This window comes from Nocardia asiatica NBRC 100129 (assembly GCF_000308415.1).
In the GTDB taxonomy this organism is placed as follows: domain Bacteria; phylum Actinomycetota; class Actinomycetes; order Mycobacteriales; family Mycobacteriaceae; genus Nocardia; species Nocardia asiatica.
This window is the reverse complement of record NZ_BAFS01000293.1, coordinates 16,939-37,375: the sequence shown is the minus strand read 5'-3', so window position 1 is coordinate 37,375 and position 20,437 is coordinate 16,939. Positions and strand designations below refer to the sequence as shown.

The following is a 20,437-nucleotide window of genomic DNA, read 5'->3' as shown; positions in this document are numbered from 1 at the left end:
ATTCCAATTACCGAAGCAGCCTCTTACGCAATGTCGAAGCGGTCGTCGGGTACATGCCGTGGCGACGCAGGTAACCCTCGACTCCGCCGCGGTGGTCATCCATGGATTCGAGAACCATTTGAAGGGGCATCCGCCCCACTTGGCATCGGCGGATCAGTTCAGTGGCGTCTATCCCGCGATCGTGCGCGTACGTGCGGATGGATGGGTCGCAGGCGATGGTATGCGCCATCGCTGCGCGATCGGCGTAAAGGATATCGGCCGGTGGTATCCCGGCAGCACGCAAGAGAAACGCAATGACCACACCGGTCCGATCCTTTCCCAGCGAGCATCCGATAGTCATTCGCGGCGAGTTGGCCAACAGGTTTGCGACAGAGGCGATCTGAGGCCCGCTTACTTCGACGATCGCCGAGTACAGGTTGGTATATTCCTCGATCCCTGGCCTGGCACCAAGCAGGCTGGTGATATTCGGCACGTCAATGGCGAATTCGGACACTGTTTCGAGATCGGATATTTCCGGTTGCGAACGCAGATCGACCGACACAGTGTCGCAGTCCTCGCTTCGGCTTTGTGATGGGCACAGCGAAGCCAATGTCCATCCTGTTCGATACAAGACGCCCTGCTTGACACTCGGAACGAGATCGGCGACATCGAATGTATGCCGGTCTGAGCAGAAAGTACTCGTTAAATGAAAATTCTCGTTCTCTGGCCGCCTCAAGTTCCCAGCTACTTCAATGCTGGGCACCACTTGACGGTGTTCAATGTCGCGAACCATCTGCGAGATACCTTTCCTGATGCAACGGTGCGTGCGGTCGACGCGGGTGCCCTCAATGTGACGTGGAAGGAGCTCGGGGATCTGCTCGTTGAACGTCCGGACTTGGTGGCAATCGCGAACGACTTCGATGCGGTCGACGCGTTGAAGCGGACCATACACTATGCCCGCGAGCTTGCTCCAGAGGCAAAGATTGTCACCTTCGGCCGCTTGGCTGCGGTGCTGCCGGAATTCTTTCAGCAGTTCGATGTCGACGCGATCGTCGGCGCAGGAGATCCTGAGTGCGGTGTCGAGGATATCGCCCGGTCGATCGATCAACCGGATCATCATCCGCGGTCGGTGTGGCTGCGCACTGAGCAAGGGTGGCGCGGGCCCGAGACTGCGATTCCGCTGCTGCCTATTGATCGGCTTCCGCTCCCCGATGTGCGTGAGATCCCCCATGCCGCATATGAACGCCTCTACGCCGACGACTCTGCACGTTTCTGTGGTATTCCGGGCCGGCGGGAACTTGTGGTTCCGGTCGCGCGGGGGTGTCCCGTCGGCTGCGCATTCTGTGACATACCCGGTCGCGAGGGCAAGACTGAGCGACGCCACCCCGTCGACAAAGTTGTCGCCTATATCGCGCAATCGGCCGAGCGGATGCCGTTTGAATACGTATCGATGTATGCACCGACTTTCACGCTGCGTAAACCGTGGGTTCGGGAATTCTGCACGGCGTATGACGCATCCGGCATCGGCCTGCCGTGGAAGTGCACGACGACGTTGCATCACCTCGATGATGCCTTGATTCGACAGATGGGCGCGTCCGGGTGCGTTCGTATCAGCGTCGGGTTGGAAACCTTGGAGGAGGCAGGCCAAGCCGAGTTGCCCCGAGCCAAGCACATCGCCGAGGAGCGCTTTCACGCTGCTGCAGAGTCCTGCCGGTCCGCGGGGGTTGAGCTCAATTGCTTTGTGATCCTTGGATTGCCCGGCACCTCGCCGACGGGGGTGCGGCACACTATCGAACGCGTGCTCGCGGAACGGGGACGGGTTCGCCCGACGATCTACACCGACTTCGACATGATGCGACCGGAAATGGACGAGGCGACGATCGCCTCGTTCAACCGTCAACTGTTCTCTCCAGGCCCCAGACCTGAGGACGCGCAGGAGTACTACAGGCTGCTGTTCGATAGGTCCGCGCCGACCACGGCCGTCACGTCCGCGATCCCGGTGCGAAGCCGATGATTTTTGCCCCCGCCACCGCAACGGTGCCGCGTTGGCTCGACGAGTTGTTTCTGTCCGGTGTGCGACCTGCGGCTCGCTGGCGGCGCAGCTATGGCGGAACTGTCAACCTCGCCAACAACGAGTTGCGACACCCTCTGGTCGAATCGTTGATTCGCCGAGCCGTCGACAAACTCGATCCCCGTGCGTGGGTCGGGTATCCGGACTACGGCCAGTTCCGCTCTCGGTTTGCCGAACTCCTCGGCATCGTTGAGCCATCGGTCTTCTTCACCGCTGGGTCGGATCAGTCCTATCGCGCCCTTTTTCAGCTGTTCGGTCGCGATGGACGCACCGTGGTGACCCAGGTGCCGAACTACTCTCAGCTGTTCGAGTACGCATCGCTGTTGAGGATGCAGGTGCGGAGCGTGCCGTATCGGCTGGATCGAGGTTTCGACGTAGAGGACATGCTCGAAGCGATCGAGGATGCAGAGGCGGGGAGCATCGTCGCGGTGTCGAACCCGAACGGGCCCACCGGGCATTGGTGGAGTCCGGATCAACTCCTGCGTGTGGCGCGCGTGTGCCTCGAGCGTCGATGTCTGCTCGTCGTGGACGAGGCATATGCGGCATACGCCCCTGTGTCTGCGCTCTCGACCCTGTACGGCCAGCCTCATGTCGTGATCGTCCAGTCGTTCAGCAAGGCATACGGTTTGGCCGGAGCACGATTGGCCGTGAATGTATGCGGAGATCCGCGGATCGCTGACGCCGTGCAGGCCTGGAACGTGTCCAACCCTGTGAGCGGGCCAACACTGGCAGTAGCAGCCGAAATGCTCACCCTCGCCGATCAGTTCGCCGATGTCCACGCCGAGCTGATCGCTTCGAGGGGTGCCATGAACCAGGGACTGCGCCTGTTCCTCGATGGCGTGACTGTGCCCGGCGAGGGAAATTTTTCCGCGATCCGATGCCGAAGCATCATTGACGCTGAGCGATTCGCTGATGGTGTCGCGTCGAAGGGGTTCTCGATTAGACGGTTGGACGGTTTCGGTCTGCCCGACTGGGTCCGAGTCACCGCGGCAGACCACAAGACCACCACAGATTTTCTGGATCTCGCACGCACCGTGACGGAGGGCTGGTGGTGACAATTCCGCGCCACGATTTGGCGAATGTGCGGCTGATCCGGGAGGCCACGCGGATTCTCGTAGTGGGCTGTCCAGGCTCCGGGAAGTCGACCCTGGCCGGCCGCCTCGGCGAACTGCGCGATCTGCCCGTGTACGCGCTGGACGACCTGTATTTCGGGCCGAGCTGGTCCGAGCCGTCAGTACAGGATTGGCGAGAGCAGGTCCTCGCACTCTGCGCGCGGGAGTCGTGGATCGTTGACGGAAACCACGCATCCACCCTTCAGGATCGACTGCCGAGGGCAAATGCCGTGATCGTCATCGATCGTCATCCAGTGTTGTGCCTGACTGGCTATCTGCGTCGGCTCCTGCGATACCGCAGAACAGCGACCGAGGATCTGCCTCATTACATGCGATCTCTGGATGGTGGACGACAGACAGCTGATAAGCCGCTGTCGTTCGCATGGTTCATCCTGCGCTTCCGCGCTCGTGTGCTGCCAGGCATGGTCACCGCGATCGAGTCCTCGAGTGTTCCGGTGGTTCGCCTGCGCGACCGAAGCGCGAGCAGACAGATGCTGCGACTACTGGCCGAATCCGAGACGGCTGCTTGTGATACCCGCGCTGCCAACGGCCCCGTGGGAACGGTGCGGCCGCAGCCGAATGCTTCCGACTGTTCGAGATAGCTGCGAACAGTCGGGTAGAGAAGGTCCGGCTTTGTCGGACAACGACTAGGTGAGGAAAGGAGGTAGAGCAATGTCTGAATGGAGCGAAGTCGTCGAAGGCGGCATCTTGGCTGACTGGGACGAGATCAACACCGGCAGCGTGCTGGCCGACTGGGACGCCTGAAAGAGGCGGCTCTGATCCTCGTAGCGAATGCTCGGGGATGACGTACGGCCGGGTGCTTGTCGAGCGGCCGGCCGTACGTCACGCCTTGTCAACGACGTGTCCGTCAGCCACAGCCTAGGAGGAGTCGACGGTGATAGAGAGCCAGCAGGTGGTGCTGCGTGCGCCCCGGTGGCAATCGGTAGCGGCCGTGTACGGATTCGTCGCTCCCGATGAATGGTTCGACGACACGGCCCAGGCAAGGGAAGCGCCGGCGTTTGTGTCCTACAACGATCCGGATCATCCGGACGACGGACTGGTGGGCGTTGGAAGGCAGGCTACCGACTTTGCCAGGGCTAAGGATTCCGCGGACGAACGCCAGTGGTGGAAACACGACTCGCTGCTGATCGATGCGATCCACGGGCGATATGCCTTGGACGGGGTCGCCCTGAGTACTCCTCCAGCCGAGCTACAGGACATCCTGCTGCGTGACGGCGTTCGCCGGCTGGCTGTCGTAGCGCACGGTGATGGCGGCCACCTCAATCTGGGCGAGCTGGTGGTGTGCGGGCTGTACACCGATGTCGAACGAGACCTTGATGCAAAGTCTGATCTGGAGTTCGGCTGCCGAGCTGGGGTGCGCTGCAAGCGAGCATCGGGCTCGGTAACCGTGATCTTGTGCCATCAGGTTCGTGCGTGTGAGGTCGTCATCGTCAGCTGCAAAGCGGGCACGCTCGTCGAGCCCGCTTATCGGACAACGACAAACGTCGTCGTCGGGTTGGCAGATGGATATCCGCGGGCGATCGTAGCCCCGATCGGCAATGCCCAAGTCTCTGCGGCGGTTACCGAAGGGCTGAGCGCTCTTCTCAGCACAGCACCGTTGGGTGCATTGCGCAGCTATCTCGACGATGTCTCCGGGCGAGGTACCGCCCGCTTCCGCATCGTCGGGACTCGAGCCTCGGCCGGTGAGCAACCCGCTGTCGCCGCCTCTGACAGCGTGGTGGTCCACCGGCTGTCCGACGAAATGCGCCAAGCACGGTGGGAAGAGCTGACGGCGGTGCGCCGAGGACCGCAGGTGCGGGTTGCGCCAGGAATTACAGCGGTCTACGGCGGACGACATATGGTGCTTCCCCTCGGGGTCAGTCCATCGGATTTCACGCTGGTCGAACGATGGAGTCCGAACCCGGATATCCTAGCCCACCATCAGGCGATCCTGGATCGAGTACGACTCACTCGGACCCAGCTGGACCTGGCACTGCGGGCGCAACCCCCCGAAGCCGGCGCCCACGAAATCCGGAAAGAACTCAACGAAATCAGTACCGCCTATGAGGCGAATACGTGGTCATCGATGCGCAATCTCAGCATGGGCAGTGAACACGGATTGGGAAGCGAGCCGAGTCCCGCGGGCCAGAAGGGAGACCTGCTCGATCGTTGGGCGGGATCGGTGGGTCGGGCGTTCGCTTCGATTCCATCCATAGACCCCTGCCGAGTGGCTACCTCAGGGCTGTGGGTCAACAGCAGCGAGGTGATCGACGAGTTGTGCGAGTTGTGCGGAAGCGCCTTACGTGTCTCCACGCTGGCTGACGCTCTGTCCGCCACCGCATTCCGCCGCTACGACTGCCCACACTGTGCATGCCGACGGCTCGAACCACAGGGGCTGAGCCCAGGACGCATACATGTCAGTTTTGAGCAGGCGAATGATGGTGGGCACGGGCTGCTGGTGAGCTTTGAGACCGCCCGAGGGGAATCAGCCCACGTGGTATGGACAACCGATTTCAAGGGCGCACAGAGCAGGCAGCAGTCGCAGCAGACGGTCCTCGAATCGTCTGCTCTCCTGCCGATTACCGTGCCTGCCCAAGTGACCGATCAGCTGCATACAGTGCGGGTTGTCGCCATCGTCGGCGCTCATATCTGGACGTGGCGCACCCGTATGAAGGTCCGGTGATCAGATTATGATTCTCGACCCTCGCCGATCCATGCGAGTCCACGATCACCCCTTCCGGCACGTCGTCTACGAAAATTTTGCGCTCATACCCGAATCAGATGTCGCGCACCTGGTGCAGACATTTCCCTCGGGTCTGTTGTCTGCCCGACGGTCACGGCCGGGTGGTGACAAGTCCTACGCCGTCCGAACCGCCACTCTCTATGACATGCAGGGGCCGTCACCGCATCTGTCCGAGCTGCCACAGTGCTGGCGCGACTTGGTCGCCGCAGTGGTCGACCCCGCCTATGGGGACGCGATGGCATCCATACTCGGTCTGGAGACCCCATCATCCGGGTGGGAGGTAAGGCTGAGCGAGTACACCAGCGGTGCGGGGATGTCACGGCACACCGATCGCGCGCACAAACTGTTCTCCCAGAACATCTATTTGTGCCCGGAGTGGCAGACAGCATGGGGCGGTGGGCTCGCCCTGTACGACGGGCCGGACACTCCTGAACCGGCTGTGCACTTTCTGCCGGGGCCCGGCGTATCGGTGGCGTTCGCCCGCAGCGACGACTCATGGCATGAGGTGTTGCCTGTATCGGGTTCGTGTCCGCTCCCGAGGCGGGCCTTGCTCGTGCACGGCTATCGGGACCAGGAGGGTCACAGTGTCTGCTGATCCGATCGAGGCTGTGGGGTACGCGTCTTGGGACTCGGTGCGGGTCGTCGTCTTTGATTTCTTCCGAACGCTCGGTATGTGGCGAGCGGGGACTGTCGGTAGCCCGGCGGAGGTGCTGTATCAGCTCGCTCCAGACCGCAAGGCGATAGATACCAGGCGTTTGGTCGCTCTAGTGGAGGGCGGACTCGGTAGTGAGCAGTTTCCGTACAGGCCGCATGTCGATGAGTACCGTCGGTGGCAGTACGACGCGTGGGCGGCGGCGGCAAACTACGCGGGGGTCCACTATGACGACGCTCTACAGATCCGACTCGAACAGGTTCTGGTTCAGCGGGAGATCGTGCTGTATCCCGACGTTGTGGACGCACTTGACGCTGTGACCGCTTCGGGCATGACTTGGGTGCTGTGTTCGAACGCCTCACCCGACCTCGCGGAAAAACTACACGCGTTGTTGCCCAAGCGGTTGCATCCGCAGGCGATGGTCATCTCGTGTGAGGTTGGAGCCCGCAAACCTCACCGCAGGATGTTTGCCGAGGTAATCGATGCTGCCGGGTTCCCGCCGGCACAGTTGGCCTTCATCGGCGACCAATTAGATTGTGATGTCCTCGGACCGTATCAGCATGGGCTTCGCCCGGTCCTGTTAGACCGAGGCGGTGAGCACGACGGGGAGTGGCCCCCACGGGACGGGCCACTCGTTCCGCGATGGCGAAGCCTCGAACCGCTCCGCGCGCTGGCACCAGGTGTACCGCAGCAGGCGTGATGTGTGCGCGGCCAGGCCAGTACGACGAGATTCCATCGAACGAACAGGGGAAGACGCACGTGCCGACAACGGAGGAACATACAGCGCTGGCCACCACGCTGACCGATGGTGTGTTGCAGCGCCATCCGTGGTCGCATGCCTACCTTCGGCGTGCGCTACCGGAGAGCTTGGGGGCGGACCTGGTTCGCGATTTCGAGCAGTTCCGGCTGATCCGAACCGGCCGTGAAACGGGGGCGAAGCCGTATCAATTCGCCCACACCGAGTTGCGCGGCGCCAGTTGGGGTGGCGTGTCTCCAGCATGGCAATTCGTGGCGGATGTGATCACGGGTTCGGATTACCGACGGAATCTAGAGCGGCTGACCGGTGTCGACCTGGGTGGTGCCGAGGTGGGTATGGACCTGTGGGAATACCGCGGGAACGACTGGCTCGCGCCCCATGTCGACAAGGAGGACAAGATCGTTACACAGATTCTCTACCTCACCGAGAATTGGACGGATCGTGACGGCGGTCAGTTGCTGATCTTGAACTCCAACGACCCAGCCGACCTACATCGAGCGTTGCCGCCGAGGATGGGAAGCAGCGCGATCCTGGTCCGTTCGGAGTCCTCCTGGCATACCGTGGCAAAGATCGCACCGGGCGGTGCACCACGGCGCTCGCTCACGATCACTTTTCGCCAGACGAGGACGAATCGATGACTGATGCGGTACATCCGTCGTCGGTCGATGGCGACAGTGCGTCGGTCGATGGCGACAGTGCGGTCGCTGCGCAGGACCGGCGGACGGGATTCGGGCCGCTGTGGGCCGGTGAGACATTGTCGATGTTCGGGTCCCAGATCACCCTCGTTGCACTGCCGCTGACGGCGGTGTTGGTGCTGAATGCCTCACCAACGACGATGGGATTCCTCACCGCTGCTGGTTGGTTGCCGATCGGGCTGTTCGGTCTCGTCGCCGGGGTCTGGGTCGATCGGATCGATCAGCGTCGAATCATGTTCGTCTGCAACGTGCTACGCGCGGTCTCGATCGGCCTGATTCCCGTCCTTGCGTGGGCCGGCCAGTTGAGTGTCGGTGTTTTGCTGGTTGCCGCTTTTGCTACTGGCTGCTTCGCGGTGTTCTTCGATGTGGCATACCAGACGATCGTGCCGTCCTTGGTTGAGCCGCAGCGTCTGTCTTGGGCGAACAGTCGACTCGAACTGAGCCGTTCGACCGCCCAGCTGGTCGGTCCGGCCTTGGCCGGCGTGCTGGTCGCGGCTGCCTCCGCGCCGAGTGCTCTGGCAGTCGACGCTGTCAGCTTTGCCATCGCCGCGGTGATGATCGCTTTTGTGCCCAAGGTGGCCCGATCCGGTGACGAACCGGGCACGCGCGTCCGTGTTCGCGCGGAGCTGCTGGAAGGATTGCGGTTTGTCCGGAACCATCGGGTATTGGGCTTGCTGATTGCCGCGGGTGCCTCTTCCAATATCTTCCTCGCCGGCGTCAATGCCTTGCAGTTCCTTTTCGCGGTGCAGGAGCTTCGCCTTTCTACTTCAGTGCTTGGCTTCGCGGTCGGGACCATGGGCGCGGCGGCGCTGCTCGGTGCTCTGCTCACCACCCGGATCAACCGGTCGTATGGCGAACCGGTGACGGTGATAGTCGGACTAGCGTTGATCACCGTCGGCGCAACCGCGCTCGCCCTTTCCGCTGTGTTTGGGGGCTGGATGATGTTCGGTCTTGCTCAAGTGCTGTTCGGCCTCAGCGCACCACTCGTCAACATATCCCTGGTCACTTTGCGTCAGCGGATAACTCCGCGCCCGGTTCTCGGCAGAGTTAACGCGATAGCGCGAGTGTGCATCATGACCAGCCTGCCGGTCGGCGCTGTGCTAGCTGGCCTGTTGGCGGAAGGAATCGGTATCGAGTCGACCATCTGGGTCATCGCTGGGGGACTTGCAATGGTGGTGATCATTTTCCTGCGACCGATGGTCCGAATCAAACCGTCCGTCCCATCGTCGTCCGCGGTGTGAATTGGGAGCTGGCGAGGTCGGGCCTGGCCAAGGGCGAGTTCGTCTCGACCGCGTTCATGAGGATGGGGTCGGCGGAGCAGGCGTAACACGGGTGCCGCGTCCATGAGTTCCGCGGCGCCGGTGAGGTGTGAGTTCGACGCCAGCCTCTCGCCCGAATCCGTCCGGGTTGGTGAGCTCGTCGGACTTCGGGAACTGCAGGAATCCATTCGGGCCACCGGTTTGCAGGTACTTGTCGAGAATCGCGCCACAGACCTGGAACGGTGACGGTGGGAAGGTCTGACATGCCATAGCTTGCTTACTCCTTCGTCGCGCTGCATCCCCTCGATGGGAGGGGAGCGACACCCCTCGTCGGTGCCATAACTTCGAACATACATTCGAACACCCGGGTTGTCTGCTCCCCTCCGCAAACTGGCGGCGATCTGGTGAGATGTTGTGTGGGCGACGCAGGATTGTTGTTGTCTTGCAGTAGGAGTCGATCCGTATGTCTGCTGAGCAACCTCGGCCAAGCAGTGCATGAGACCTTCGTGTGGTCGTTGCTCGGAAGCAACCGGTACGGGCAGGGCTTCGGCCCGGGAACAGCTCAGGCGGGTCGTGTGGCGAGCAGCGATTGCATAGCGACAACAGCATCGCGTCCGTGCGGAGCGAGCCGGACCTTGGTCGTGCTGCCGATCCGGTCGAGGAGGTGATGGCCGAGGTCGGCTTCTGTTTCGATGAGGATGAAGTACAGGTCGTTGCGGCCGAGTTGATTGCCGCTGCGGCAGATTCGTAGGTCTTGTATCGGGCGGTGGCCGCGAGGATCTTCAGTCGGTGGAATCCGGCGACCGAGTCGATAGCTGGTCGTAGGATTTCGTAGCCGTCGACGGCGGCGGTTGCGGCATGGCTGGGTCCGCCGGGGGATCGGATGGGAATTCCGGCCTTCTTGGCGCGGCGGCTGATCGCCGAGGTGCTCATTCCGGCCGCGGCGGCGACCTGCGGGAGGGTTCGGCCGAGGGTGACGTATTGGCACCACAACCAGTCCTCGGGGATCTTGGACCGTTGCCGGCCGCCAGGTCGTCGGAGGGGGATCTCGTAGAGCTGCGCTAGGCGGGTGATCGTCGATTTGCTGACCGAGAAGCGTCCGGCGATCTCCTGCAACCCCAGACCCTGGTATCGGTAGAGTTCGATGAACATATGGCGGGGAAGCGCCTGTTCGGCAGCCGCCAAGAGCACGCTGCGTGCGCGGCGTTGCGCGGTCGTCAGTGTTTCGGGCGCGGGCTGGTGTTCCATCACGTAGCGCAGCGCGTCGATGGTTGTGCCCAGCTGTGCCGCGGCGGCCGTGAACGAAATACGATCATCACGGATCAGCGGCCACTGCAGTTGCCACCGGCCCTGAAATTCATCGAGGCAGTGCGGGCAGTAGCGGGATCCGCGGCTGCGGCCCCACGGGAATTTCGCGACGACTCCGCGTTTGCGGCGATCCAATGACAAGGCGGTGTTGTCATAGCGGGCCAGCGTCATCGCGACGATCGTGTCGGCGTCGACCTCAGTCGCCGTGGCGATGCTGGCGACCTCGTCCGGGTGCAGGCATACTGTCCAGTTGCCTCGTGAATAGCGAAACGCTGCTACGGGCGGATCGGCCTGTCAAGGGACCTGACGGATCACCTGGATTCTCAATCCCATGTCATAAATGACATCGGCATGACATCGCGACTGAGAATATGACACGCGATTTGAGAATCTACAGCGGACATCACCCGCGGGCCATGTCCACGAAGCGGGAAAGATGCAGCTGGTGGGCGACGGTGATCGTCGCGGTGGGGCCGTTGCGGTGCTTGCCGAGAATCAGGTCCGCCTCACCGCCGCGCGGGTCGTCGCGCTCGAAAGCATCGGGGCGATGCAGCAGGATCACCATGTCCGCATCTTGCTCGAGACTTCCCGACTCGCGGAGATCGGACACCATGGGGCGCTTGTCGGTTCGCTGTTCGGGACCGCGGTTGAGCTGGCTGATCGCGACCACCGGCACTTCGAGTTCCTTGGCGAGGAGCTTCAAGTTTCGGGAGAAGTCCGAGACTTCTTGCTGGCGGGATTCTACTTTCTTTCCGGAGGTCATCAGCTGGAGGTAATCCACCACAACGAGTTTCAGATCGTGGCGCTGCTTGAGCCGCCGCGCTTTGGCCCGGATCTCCATCATGGTGAGGTTCGGCGAATCGTCCACGAACAGCGGCGCCTCGCTGATCTCGCTCATCCGCCGCGCCAATTTGGTCCAGTCGTCGTCACTCATCCGCCCGGAACGCATATCCCCGAGCTTGATCTTCGCCTCCGCCGACAACAACCGCATGACGATCTCGGTCCGGCTCATCTCCAACGAGAAGATGACGCTCGCCAAGCCGTGCTTGATCGAGCAACTGCGCATGAAATCCATGCCCAGGGTCGATTTCCCAACGCCAGGCCGCGCCGCGACGATGATCATCTGGCCGGGATGCAGGCCGTTGGTGATCTCGTCGAGTTCGGTGAAACCGGTGGGGACGCCGAGGGAGATGCCGCCGCGGCTGGCGATGGAGTCGATCTCGTCCATCGTCGGCTGGAGCAGTTCTTCGAGGGGAAGGAAGTCTTCGCTGGTGCGGCGTTCGGTGACCTCGTAGACCTCGGCTTGGGCGCGGTCGACCACCTCGGCGATGTCCTGGCCGTCGGCGCCCGCGTAGCCGTACTGGACGATGCGGGTGCCCGCCTCGACCAGGCGGCGCAAAATGGCCTTCTCCGCGACGATTTCGGCGTAGTAGCTGGCGTTGGCCGCGGTCGGCACGGTCTGGGTGAGCGTGACCAGGTACGGCGCGCCGCCGATGCGCTTGAGTTCGCCGCGGCGGTCCAGGCCGGCGGCGACGGTGACCGGATCGGCGGGTTCCCCGCGGCCGTAGAGGTCGAGGATCGTGTCGTAGACGGCCTGATGGGCGGGGCGGTAGAAATCGCCGGGACGAATCACTTCGACGACGTCGGCGATCGCGTCCTTGCTCAGCAGCATGCCGCCGAGCACCGACTGCTCGGCCGCCATGTCGTGCGGGGGCTGGCGGCCGAAGTCTTCACCGGGAGGTTCGGGCGGAAAGTCCGTGTGTCCGCGGTCATCGGTGGTTGTCACCAGACTCGACCGTCCTCTCTACCCCACGACCGGGTTCCACCCTGTTGACTCGTTCTACTCCCGGGCACCGACACCTTCGGCATAAGTGGTGGCCGGGGGGCTCAGCTACCGCTGCGGCACCCGCTCGTGCACACCGTTGGGAGCGGTCCGATTACGGCGCTGGGACGAACCTAGGCGACCCCATGGGGATGCGCCAAACCACACTGTGCACACAGCTGTGGATAACTTGGGGAGAGTTCACCCAACCGTGTGCAGCCCCTGTGTACAACTTGGGGAAAACCCAGGTCGGCGCGCTCAAACCCGCAGATAGATAGTGCCTTTTACAGAATTCCACGTGTGGATTAATGAAGTTCCGGCGTGTCGGCCAAGTTGAACAGCCGGGCGTGTTGGGTTAACAGCGCGTGAGCCACATATGATCTGAATCACATTGCGAACGGTCGGTTCGGCCGGTAATCCACAGGTTCGGGAATTGTGGCGCCATCGGGGCGATAGAAACCCCGGATTGCCGCGAATAGCACCTTTCGCCATTGGGCGAACATTTAGCTATTAATGCGACGCCGGGGCAACGGGCACAGCCGAGGACCACTCCCGATGGCAGGCGGGAGCGGTCCTCGACGTGCGGCTCGAATCAGGCGGCGTCGACCGTCAGATCGAACTTGGCCACCACGTCCGGGTGCAGGTGCACCACGATGGCGTGCTTGCCGGTGGTCTTGATGTGCGCCTTCGGCAGCTCGATGCTGCGCTTGTCGACGACGGGGCCACCCGCCGCCTTGACGGCCGCCGCGACGTCCGACTGGGTCACCGAGCCGAACAGCTTGCCGGTGCCCGCGGTCTTGACCGACAGGGTGACCGACTCGAGGTTCTCGATGGCCTGCTTCAGCTCGTTGGCGTGATCCAGGTCGCGGACCCGGCGGGCTTCCTGCGCCCGGCGAATGCCCTCGACCTGCTTCTGCGCGCCACGGCTGGCCGCGATCGCCAGGCCGCGCGGCAGCAGGTAGTTGCGGCCGTAGCCGTCCTTGACCTCTACGGTGTCGCCGGGGGCACCGAGGTTGTCCACATCAGCAGTCAGAATCAACTTCATTTGCGTGCCTCCCTTTCTCAGCGAGCCGTCGACACGTAGGGCAGCAGGGCGACCTCACGCGAGTTCTTGACCGCAACCGCGATATCGCGCTGGTGCTGCACGCAGTTGCCGGTGACGCGGCGGGCGCGGATCTTGCCGCGGTCGCTGACGTACTTGCGCAGCAACGCCGTGTCCTTGTAGTCGATGTTGACGGTTCCGGTCTTGCTCTCCTTGCAGAACGAGCAAGCCTTCTTCTTGAGCACCTTTTCGCGCGCGGGCGCTTTAGGCATGGTCTTGTACTCCGTAATCAGTGATGGCCCGAATCGAGCGGGCCGTTGTGGCCGTTATCAGAACGGCGGTTCGTCATCCATGCGGCCGCCGCTCCCGAAGGAGCCCGCCGCGGGCGCACTGCCCCAAGGGTCGTCCTCGGCACCGCCGGAACGCCCACCGCCACTACCGGAGGAGGCGTAGTTGCCACCGCTGCCGGAGCCGGATCCGAAGCCGCCGCCACCACTGCCGCGACTGGTCTTGTTGACCTTCGCGGTGGCGTAGCGCAGCGAGGGACCGACCTCGTCGACCTCGAGTTCGACGACCGTGCGCTTCTCGCCCTCGCGGGTTTCGTAGGAGCGCTGCTTGAGTCGTCCGCTCACGATGACACGGGAACCTCTGGTCAGGCTTTCGGCGACATTCTCCGCGGCCTCGCGCCAGATATTGCAGCGCAGGAACAGCGCTTCGCCGTCTTTCCATTCGTTCGAATTACGGTCGAACACCCGAGGGGTCGACGCGACGGTGAAATTCGCCACCGCCGCTCCCGCCGGTGTGAATCGAAGCTCCGGGTCGGCCGTCAGATTGCCGATGACGGTGATGACCGTGTCGCCTGCCATGTGGTTCCTCCTGCTCGGTGTGCAGTCCGCGTCTCGCTGTTGCGCTAGAGCCTAGGCACAGGCTCCGACGCGAACGAGAGTTGCCGGACTACTTGTCGTGGCGCAGAACCTTGGTGCGCAGCACCGACTCGTTGAGACCGAGCTGGCGGTCGAGTTCGCTCACGGTGGCGGGCTCGGCGGTCAGGTCGACCACGGCGTAGATGCCCTCGGCGTTCTTGGCGATCTCGTAGGCGAGCCGGCGGCGGCCCCAGATGTCGACCTTGTCGATCTTGCCGCCTTCGGTGCGAACCACACTGAGCATGTTGTCCAGCGACGGACCAACAGTGCGCTCGTCCAGGCTCGGATCGAGGATGACCATCACTTCGTAATGACGCACGGACCAATCACCTCCTGTGGACTAGGAAACGGCCACGGACGGTCCGTGGCAGGAGGGTCGTTGCGTCAGCAACCCGAACAGGCTACATGAGCGGCGCCGGAGCAGCGAAATCGCCCCGTCGGCCACGCGTGCGCGCACGAGTTCGGCCCGCGCGTTCACCTTCGTGGGGAGGGGAATGGCGGCATCGCCTGCCCGGTCCGCTTAGGGTGGATCCATGCCGACCGGACTCGCCGCCCGCGACCTGCCCGCAGGGCGTGTGCGACGCCGCGCGGCGCTGGCCGTGGTGGTGCTGTTGCTCTGTGCCGTGTTCCTGGCGCTGGCATACGCGAACAAGGCGCGCTGCGCGGGGACGCCGTTCGACCAGGACGGCCGCAGCACGGTCTTCGATGTCATCAAGGATTCCGACGTCTGTTATTCGGACATCCAATTCCTCTGGCTCGGCCGGGATATCAACGAGCACGTCTTCCCGTACGTGAGCGGCGGTATCACCGAGGACGGCGCGCTGGTCGGCGGCGCGGTGGAATATCCGGTGCTCAGCGGCGTGCTGATGTGGCTCGGGGCGGTCGAGGCGGACAACGACGCCGATTTCCTGCGGTACTCCGCGCTGCTGCTCGCGCCCTTCGCGCTGCTGACCGCGTGGATGCTGGCTCGCCTGGCCGGCGCCGCCGCCCTGCTGTGGGCGGCCGGACCGCCGCTGGTGCTCTATGCCTTCCACAACTGGGAGCTCCCAGTGGTGTGCACCGCGGTCGCGGCCGTCTACGTGATGGCGGCGCTGCCCCGCTACTCGGTGCGCACCAGGGGGATCGTGGCCGCGGTGCTGCTCGGTCTCGGGTTCTGCCTCAAGTTGTATCCGGGGATCTTCGTGCTGCCGCTGCTGGCGTACGTGCTGACCAGAGGCGGCGAGCGCGATCCGCGAGAGCCGGATCGACATCGACGGCTGGACGTGCGCGGCGCTCTGCTCACCGCCGCCGCGGCGATCGGCACCGTCGTCGCGGTGAATCTGCCGTTCGCGCTGGTGGGGTACGAGGGCTGGCGCGCGTCGATCACCTTCCAGCAGTTGCGGCAGGCCGACATCACCACCAATTCCATCTGGTACTGGGGCATCCGGCCGATGTTCGGTCCGGACGCGCACAGTGAGGCGGCGTTCCAGCAGTTGGTCTCGATCGCCTCGCCCGTGCTGGTGCTCGTGGCGTTCGCGCTGGCGATGTGGCTCGGCTGGAAGCGTTACCTGACGACCGGCGTCTTCCCCTGGGTCGGGGTGAGCGGGGCGATGCTCTGTGGATTCCTGTTGTTCCACAAGGTTCATTCGCCGCAGTACACCCTGTGGCTCGTGCCGTTCCTGGTGCTGCTGGAGGTGCCCTGGTGGCTGATCGGCAGCTATCTCGTCGCCGACGCGGCCATCGGGGTCGGGGTCTTCCGTTACTTCTACTCGATGGGTTCGGGTAGATCGGTCGAGCTGATGGAGAACATCGTTCAATTCGGGGTGTGGGGGCGCGCGAGTCTGCTGATCGTGTTGTTCTTCGTGTTCTTGTGGTCCTTGCCGCGCGGGCGCCGTTCGATGTCGCCGCGGGTGTCGCGATCCGACCCCCGCGATCTGGTCCCGGTGGTCTAGGGGCCGCCATGCCGGGCGCGGAAGGCGGCGCTCTTGGCGCGGTTACCGCACAGCGTTACGTCGCACCAGCGGCGGGAGCCGCCGCGAGAAGTGTCCACGTACAGGCGGGTGCACGCGGCGCGCGGCCGCACTCCTTGACCAGTGCCGGGCCGCCCAGTAACTCGATCGCGGAACGAGCGACGGCGGGCGCCGCAGCCGGTGCTCGCGGCGCGCTGACCTACTTGCGGGCGCTGTGCCACTGCATGCCCCACTGGTAGGCCTGGTCGAGTTCGCGCTGGGCGCCGTGGACGTAGTGCACTTCCCGGTGCACGGTGATCCCGGCCCCCTGGTTCTGGAGCAGGGCGATGGCGCAGGAACGGGCGCCGTCCACCGGCGAGTCGAGGCGGACCTCGATCTGCGGGCCCGCGGTCGGGTGGAGCGTCACCACCCCGTCGGCGGCGGCCCAATTAGGCACGCCGTCGTAGATGAAGGCGAAGATCAGGATGCGCTTGAACAGTTCCGGCCTGGCGAGGTTGATGTGCATGTTCTCGCCGGTCGCGCCCGTACCGCTGCGATCGTCGCCGTCGAGCACGATGTACGGTTCGGCCTCCAAGGCTCCGAAATTGCCGCCGATCGCCTGAATGACGCCTTTGGCGCCATTGGCGAGTTCGTAGAGGCAGCCGAGGTCCAGGTCGACGGGCTTGGAGCGGCGGAAGAATCCCCTGGATCCGCTCGACCAGTTCAGGTTGACCCGCATGGTGCCCTGCTGCTCACCCGGCTTGGTCAGGTTGATGCTCGGTGTCGCTTTCGACAGGGTCACCTTGGACAGGTTGACGCCGCCGGGGTTGCCGTCGATCGCCATGGTGCGATCCCCCCTCTGTGGAAACGAGAGCGGCAGCGGCCATCCGTCGGGATGGGGCCGCTGCCGCCACGGGTCTTCGGCTGCTTGCCGGGAATCAGCCTACCGGCGTGGGTTCGCGTTCGCTGTCGAGTTCCTCTTCGTCGGCTCCACGGTTGCGGATGATGCTGGTGACGAGCGCCGCACCGATGAACGCGACACCGATCAGACCGGTGACGAGCTCGTTGACGTGCACGCCGATCGAGATGAGCAGGATCGCCGCCAGCGCACCGATCGCCCAGTGCGCGCCGTGCTCCAGATAGACGTACTCCGCCAGGGTGCCCTTACGGACCAGGTACACCGTGATCGACCGGACGAACATGGCGCCGATCAGGCCGAGGCCGAGGGCGATGATGATCGGGTCGGAGGTGATGGCGAATGCGCCGATCACGCCGTCGAATGAGAACGACGCGTCGAGCACCTCGAGGTACAGGAACAGGAAGAAGCCCGCCTTACCGGTGGCCTTGGCCAGCTCGGACGGGCCGCTTTCGGTGTACTCCTCGGTGTGGAACATGGAGCCGAGCCCGTCCACCGCGATGTAGGTGATCATGCCGAGCAGGCCCGCCACCAGGACCGTCGAGCGGTGCGCCTCGTCGGCGACGAACTCCGCGGTGAGGATCAGGCCGGTGCCGGCGACCACCACCGAGAGCATGTCCAGCTTGCCCGCCTTGGCCAGCGGCCGCTCCAGCCAGCTCAGCCAGGTGATCTCGCGCTCCTCGAAGATGAAGTTCAGGAACAGCAGCGCCAGGAACATGCCGCCGAACGACGCGATCTGCGGATGCGCGTCGGTGAGCAGTTTCTCGTAGCTCGGGCTGCCGTCCGGGAAGGTCAGGGCGTCGTTCGGGGGCGGGTTGAGGGCCAGGTCGAAGGCTTCCACCGGATCCAGTCCGGCCGTGATCCACACGATGGCGAGCGGGAAGACCAGTCGCATGCCGAAGACGGCGATCAACACGCCGATGGTGAGGAAGATCCGCTGCCAGAACGCGCTCATACGTTCCAGCACGGTGGCGTTGATCACGGCGTTGTCGAACGACAGCGACACCTCGAGGATGCCGAGGATCGCGGCGAGCGCGAGGGCGGTCGGGCCGCCGTACAACACCGCCACGACGAGGGAGACCACCGTGACGAGGAAGGACATGCCGAATATGCGCAGGACCACGCTGGGACCTTTCATGAGGTGAAGACTTGGCGGCGACGGTTGCTACCAGCGTGGCTGCTGAATCGCCGGTTGTCCAACGCTGCTCCCGAGGGCGCCCGGCATGCCTGGGCCACACGACGAGGGGGCCCGTCGCCGGGCCCCCCGCGAGGCGATGTGTTCTCTAGACGTTCACGCCGTAGTCACGGGCGATGCCGGACAGGCCGGAGGCGTAGCCCTGGCCGATCGCGCGGAACTTCCATTCCGCACCGTTGCGGTACAGCTCGCCGAAGACCATGGCGGTCTCGGTCGACGCGTCCTCGCTGAGGTCGTAACGCGCCAGCTCCTCGCCGTTGCTGCGGTCCACGACGCGGATGTACGCGTTGCGGACCTGGCCGAAGGACTGCGACCGGGAGTCGGCGTCGTAGATCGAGACCGGGAAGAAGATGCTCTCGATCGTGGGCGGGGTGTTCGCCAGGTCGACGTTGATGACCTCGTCGTCGCCCTCGCCCTCGCCGGTCCGGTTGTCGCCCGCGTGCTCGATCGAGCCCTCGGGGGAGCGCAGGTTGTTGAAGAAGACGAAGTGCTGGTCGGACACGACCTTCTTGTCCGCGCCGGTCGCGATGGCGCTCGCGTCGAGGTCGAAGTCGGTGCCGGTGGTGGTCCGCACATCCCACCCGAGGCCGACTGCAACAGCCGTGAGGTTAGGCGCCGCCTTGGTCAGCGAGACATTGCCGCCCTTGGACAAACTGACACCCATGCGGGATTCCCTTTCAATAGTCCGTCATTGGTTCCCAGCATGTCCGAATCGCCGGGTACGTCATACGACAGTAGTAGGTTTCCGCGAACTTGCGTAGGAACCGGCGTAACCCTCGCCGAACAGGAAGATCTCCTACCATCGCAGCGTGGCAGGGCGCAGGCGCGGTTGGTTCCGTTCGTCGGGAGACGACGCGTGGATCGAGCATGCCCGCGCCACGCTGGCCGCCGCGTTCTTGGACATGGACCGGCGCCAGAGCGCGGCCGACGCGGCGGTGCACGCCGCCGATCAGGTTTTCCCGGAGCGGGGCACGGGCGCGCGATGGGAACCGGTGCGCCACAGATGTTATGGCGCGGGGGAGGTCTACCTGACGTTGAGCGCGGAGCTGGAGGCCGCGCAGCGCGGCGGTTCGCCGATGCCGCAGCTACGGCAACGCGTCGACGCCGCGGTCGGGCAACTGACCGCCGCGGCGCACGCCGTCGAGGAGTTCTATCGCGGCGACCAGAGCAGGCTCGAGGAGGCGGTGGCCGTGCTCGGCGCGGTGCCCCAGCTGGTCGAGCAGGTGCGGTCCGCCGCGGCCGGAGTGCGCGCGCAGGCCGTCGAGTCGGAGTACGCGAACTATCCCTCGGTGCGCGAACGCGCCGCCGCGGTGGATGAGGCGCTGGTCACACTGGAGGCGGCGGGGGCAGGCACGCCGGCGGGCACGGTGCGGGAGACCGCCAACCGGCTGGCCGCGCTCACCAAGGAGCTGGCGGATGCCTTGGCGCAAGCGCCATCTCGGGCCGCGGCCGCGAACACCGCGATATCGTCGGTGACAACCCGGCTCGCCGCCGTCCGGACCAGGGCCGAAGGCGTGCCGCGGGCGTTCTCGGCGCTGCTGCGCGAGTTCAATGCTGCGAGTTCGGCCGATCTGGCTAACAATGAGCGGGACAGCCAGCGAGCCATCGAGGCCGCGGACGCGGACCTGGGCAGGGCGCGTGCGGCGGCGGCAGAGAACAATCCGGAGTTTGCACTTGATCTGACCACATCCGCGCGCGGGTTCCTCACCGAGGCCGAACAGCGGGTCGACGCCGTGACCAAGCGGCTCGCCCTGCTGCGGGCGATCCGGTCCGACCCGCAAGAACAGGCCAAGGCCGTACGATTCCGGCTGCGGGACGCGCAGATGCTCGCGGTGAGCCGCGGGCTGGTCGCCGAATGGGGTTCGGTGCTCGACGCGCAAGCGGCACGGATCGACCGAATCAGCGAAACACTGTCGGGCCGTCATCCCGACTACTGGGCCTATGTGGCGGAACTGGAAGCCGTCACCGAATTCATAGCCGGGGTAGTGGATCGAATGAGAAAACAAGCAGGACCACGACGAGAATGAGGATGGGG

Annotated in this window: 21 protein-coding genes; 10 read left to right on the top strand and 11 right to left on the bottom strand. The window is 64.2% G+C overall.

The window, feature by feature from the left end:
* Positions 1-7 precede the first annotated feature (7 nt).
* Complete coding sequence (locus ON27_RS43215) at positions 8-772, bottom strand: tyrosine-protein phosphatase (RefSeq protein ID WP_157227377.1); 765 nt, start codon at positions 770-772, stop codon at positions 8-10.
* On the opposite strand from ON27_RS43215, the gene ON27_RS28655 reads away from it, so the two are divergent.
* The 8 genes from ON27_RS28655 to ON27_RS28615 all read left to right on the top strand — a co-directional run bounded on the left by ON27_RS28655 (position 686) and on the right by ON27_RS28615 (position 9,250).
* Positions 686-1,993: a B12-binding domain-containing radical SAM protein gene (locus ON27_RS28655; protein WP_043734352.1), complete on the top strand. Its 1,308-nt coding sequence runs from the start codon at positions 686-688 to the stop codon at positions 1,991-1,993. The two genes, ON27_RS43215 and ON27_RS28655, sit on opposite strands and share 87 nt — an antisense overlap.
* Positions 1,990-3,105, top strand: a complete 1,116-nt coding sequence (locus ON27_RS28650; protein ID WP_083887858.1) for a pyridoxal phosphate-dependent aminotransferase — start codon at positions 1,990-1,992, stop codon at positions 3,103-3,105. Before ON27_RS28655 ends, ON27_RS28650 begins: the two co-directional genes overlap by 4 nt.
* Positions 3,099-3,764, top strand: a complete 666-nt coding sequence (locus ON27_RS40120; protein ID WP_051047073.1) for a P-loop NTPase family protein — start codon at positions 3,099-3,101, stop codon at positions 3,762-3,764. Before ON27_RS28650 ends, ON27_RS40120 begins: the two co-directional genes overlap by 7 nt.
* 293 nt (positions 3,765-4,057) lie before the next feature.
* Positions 4,058-5,845 carry a hypothetical protein gene (locus tag ON27_RS43210; protein ID WP_157227375.1) on the top strand — a complete coding sequence of 596 codons (1,788 nt, stop codon included), beginning with the start codon at positions 4,058-4,060 and terminating at the stop codon, positions 5,843-5,845.
* A gap of 7 nt (positions 5,846-5,852) precedes the next feature.
* Positions 5,853-6,500: a 2OG-Fe(II) oxygenase gene (locus ON27_RS45910; protein WP_083887857.1), complete on the top strand. Its 648-nt coding sequence runs from the start codon at positions 5,853-5,855 to the stop codon at positions 6,498-6,500.
* The gene (locus tag ON27_RS40110; protein ID WP_157227374.1) at positions 6,490-7,257 is read left to right on the top strand and encodes an HAD family hydrolase; all 768 of its coding nucleotides are present in this window, start codon (positions 6,490-6,492) and stop codon (positions 7,255-7,257) included. Before ON27_RS45910 ends, ON27_RS40110 begins: the two co-directional genes overlap by 11 nt.
* A 59-nt stretch (positions 7,258-7,316) precedes the next feature.
* A complete protein-coding gene (locus tag ON27_RS40105) occupies positions 7,317-7,952 on the top strand; it encodes a 2OG-Fe(II) oxygenase family protein (protein ID WP_051047070.1) in 636 nt (211 codons plus the stop codon).
* Positions 7,949-9,250: an MFS transporter gene (locus ON27_RS28615; protein ID WP_043734345.1), complete on the top strand. Its 1,302-nt coding sequence runs from the start codon at positions 7,949-7,951 to the stop codon at positions 9,248-9,250. Before ON27_RS40105 ends, ON27_RS28615 begins: the two co-directional genes overlap by 4 nt.
* 54 nt (positions 9,251-9,304) lie before the next feature.
* Here the strand turns inward: ON27_RS28615 and ON27_RS44950 are convergent, their stop codons facing one another.
* From ON27_RS44950 to rpsF, 6 genes are all read right to left on the bottom strand, one after another.
* Entirely contained in the window at positions 9,305-10,813 is a 1,509-nt protein-coding gene (locus ON27_RS44950; protein ID WP_308418024.1) for a TniQ family protein, read from the bottom strand.
* Between the two features lie 166 nt (positions 10,814-10,979).
* The gene (dnaB, locus tag ON27_RS28605; RefSeq protein WP_083887853.1) at positions 10,980-12,362 is read right to left on the bottom strand and encodes a replicative DNA helicase; all 1,383 of its coding nucleotides are present in this window, start codon (positions 12,360-12,362) and stop codon (positions 10,980-10,982) included.
* Positions 12,363-12,990: 628 nt separating this feature from the next.
* Positions 12,991-13,443: a 50S ribosomal protein L9 gene (gene rplI / locus ON27_RS28600; protein ID WP_043734342.1), complete on the bottom strand. Its 453-nt coding sequence runs from the start codon at positions 13,441-13,443 to the stop codon at positions 12,991-12,993.
* Positions 13,444-13,460: 17 nt separating this feature from the next.
* Positions 13,461-13,712 (bottom strand): 30S ribosomal protein S18, encoded by a 252-nt coding sequence (gene rpsR / locus ON27_RS28595; protein WP_043734341.1) that lies wholly within the window; start codon positions 13,710-13,712, stop codon positions 13,461-13,463.
* A 57-nt stretch (positions 13,713-13,769) separates the two neighbouring features.
* On the bottom strand, positions 13,770-14,306 hold the full coding sequence (locus ON27_RS28590) for a single-stranded DNA-binding protein (RefSeq protein WP_043734340.1): 537 nt from the start codon (positions 14,304-14,306) through the stop codon (positions 13,770-13,772).
* A gap of 88 nt (positions 14,307-14,394) precedes the next feature.
* The gene (gene rpsF / locus ON27_RS28585; RefSeq protein ID WP_043700353.1) at positions 14,395-14,682 is read right to left on the bottom strand and encodes a 30S ribosomal protein S6; all 288 of its coding nucleotides are present in this window, start codon (positions 14,680-14,682) and stop codon (positions 14,395-14,397) included.
* Between the two features lie 214 nt (positions 14,683-14,896).
* On the opposite strand from rpsF, the gene ON27_RS28580 reads away from it, so the two are divergent.
* On the top strand, positions 14,897-16,294 hold the full coding sequence (locus tag ON27_RS28580; protein WP_086007565.1) for a glycosyltransferase family protein: 1,398 nt from the start codon (positions 14,897-14,899) through the stop codon (positions 16,292-16,294).
* Here the strand turns inward: ON27_RS28580 and ON27_RS44945 are convergent.
* The 4 genes from ON27_RS44945 to ON27_RS28565 form a co-directional block, all read right to left on the bottom strand.
* Positions 16,291-16,392, bottom strand: coding sequence for a CGNR zinc finger domain-containing protein (locus tag ON27_RS44945; RefSeq protein WP_245560246.1), 102 nt, complete (start codon positions 16,390-16,392; stop codon positions 16,291-16,293). The two genes, ON27_RS28580 and ON27_RS44945, sit on opposite strands and share 4 nt — an antisense overlap.
* Positions 16,393-16,511: 119 nt before the next feature.
* A complete protein-coding gene (locus ON27_RS28575; protein ID WP_043734338.1) occupies positions 16,512-17,135 on the bottom strand; it encodes a TerD family protein in 624 nt (207 codons plus the stop codon).
* Positions 17,136-17,229: 94 nt separating this feature from the next.
* Positions 17,230-18,330, bottom strand: a complete 1,101-nt coding sequence (locus tag ON27_RS28570; RefSeq protein WP_043734380.1) for a DUF475 domain-containing protein — start codon at positions 18,328-18,330, stop codon at positions 17,230-17,232.
* Positions 18,331-18,490: 160 nt separating this feature from the next.
* Positions 18,491-19,066 (bottom strand): TerD family protein, encoded by a 576-nt coding sequence (locus tag ON27_RS28565; RefSeq protein WP_043734335.1) that lies wholly within the window; start codon positions 19,064-19,066, stop codon positions 18,491-18,493.
* 145 nt (positions 19,067-19,211) lie between these two features.
* On the opposite strand from ON27_RS28565, the gene ON27_RS28560 reads away from it, so the two are divergent.
* Positions 19,212-20,429 carry a hypothetical protein gene (locus tag ON27_RS28560; RefSeq protein WP_083887852.1) on the top strand — a complete coding sequence of 406 codons (1,218 nt, stop codon included), beginning with the start codon at positions 19,212-19,214 and terminating at the stop codon, positions 20,427-20,429.
* Positions 20,430-20,437: the final 8 nt, after the last annotated feature.

Bases quoted from the DNA above. Each gene is read 5' to 3' on its own strand.
- ON27_RS45910 (WP_083887857.1), top strand. From the start codon at position 5,853: ATGATTCTCGACCCTCGCCGATCCATGCGAGTCCACGATCACCCCTTC.
- ON27_RS28580 (WP_086007565.1), top strand. From the start codon at position 14,897: ATGCCGACCGGACTCGCCGCCCGCGACCTGCCCGCAGGGCGTGTGCGA.
- ON27_RS28575 (WP_043734338.1), bottom strand. From the start codon at position 17,135: ATGGCGATCGACGGCAACCCCGGCGGCGTCAACCTGTCCAAGGTGACC.
- rpsR (WP_043734341.1), bottom strand. From the start codon at position 13,712: ATGCCTAAAGCGCCCGCGCGCGAAAAGGTGCTCAAGAAGAAGGCTTGC.
- ON27_RS28565 (WP_043734335.1), bottom strand. From the start codon at position 19,066: ATGGGTGTCAGTTTGTCCAAGGGCGGCAATGTCTCGCTGACCAAGGCG.
- ON27_RS28590 (WP_043734340.1), bottom strand. From the start codon at position 14,306: ATGGCAGGCGACACGGTCATCACCGTCATCGGCAATCTGACGGCCGAC.
- ON27_RS28655 (WP_043734352.1), top strand. From the start codon at position 686: ATGAAAATTCTCGTTCTCTGGCCGCCTCAAGTTCCCAGCTACTTCAAT.
- ON27_RS28650 (WP_083887858.1), top strand. From the start codon at position 1,990: ATGATTTTTGCCCCCGCCACCGCAACGGTGCCGCGTTGGCTCGACGAG.
- rplI (WP_043734342.1), bottom strand. From the start codon at position 13,443: ATGAAGTTGATTCTGACTGCTGATGTGGACAACCTCGGTGCCCCCGGC.
- ON27_RS28615 (WP_043734345.1), top strand. From the start codon at position 7,949: ATGACTGATGCGGTACATCCGTCGTCGGTCGATGGCGACAGTGCGTCG.
- ON27_RS43215 (WP_157227377.1), bottom strand. From the start codon at position 772: ATGGTTCGCGACATTGAACACCGTCAAGTGGTGCCCAGCATTGAAGTA.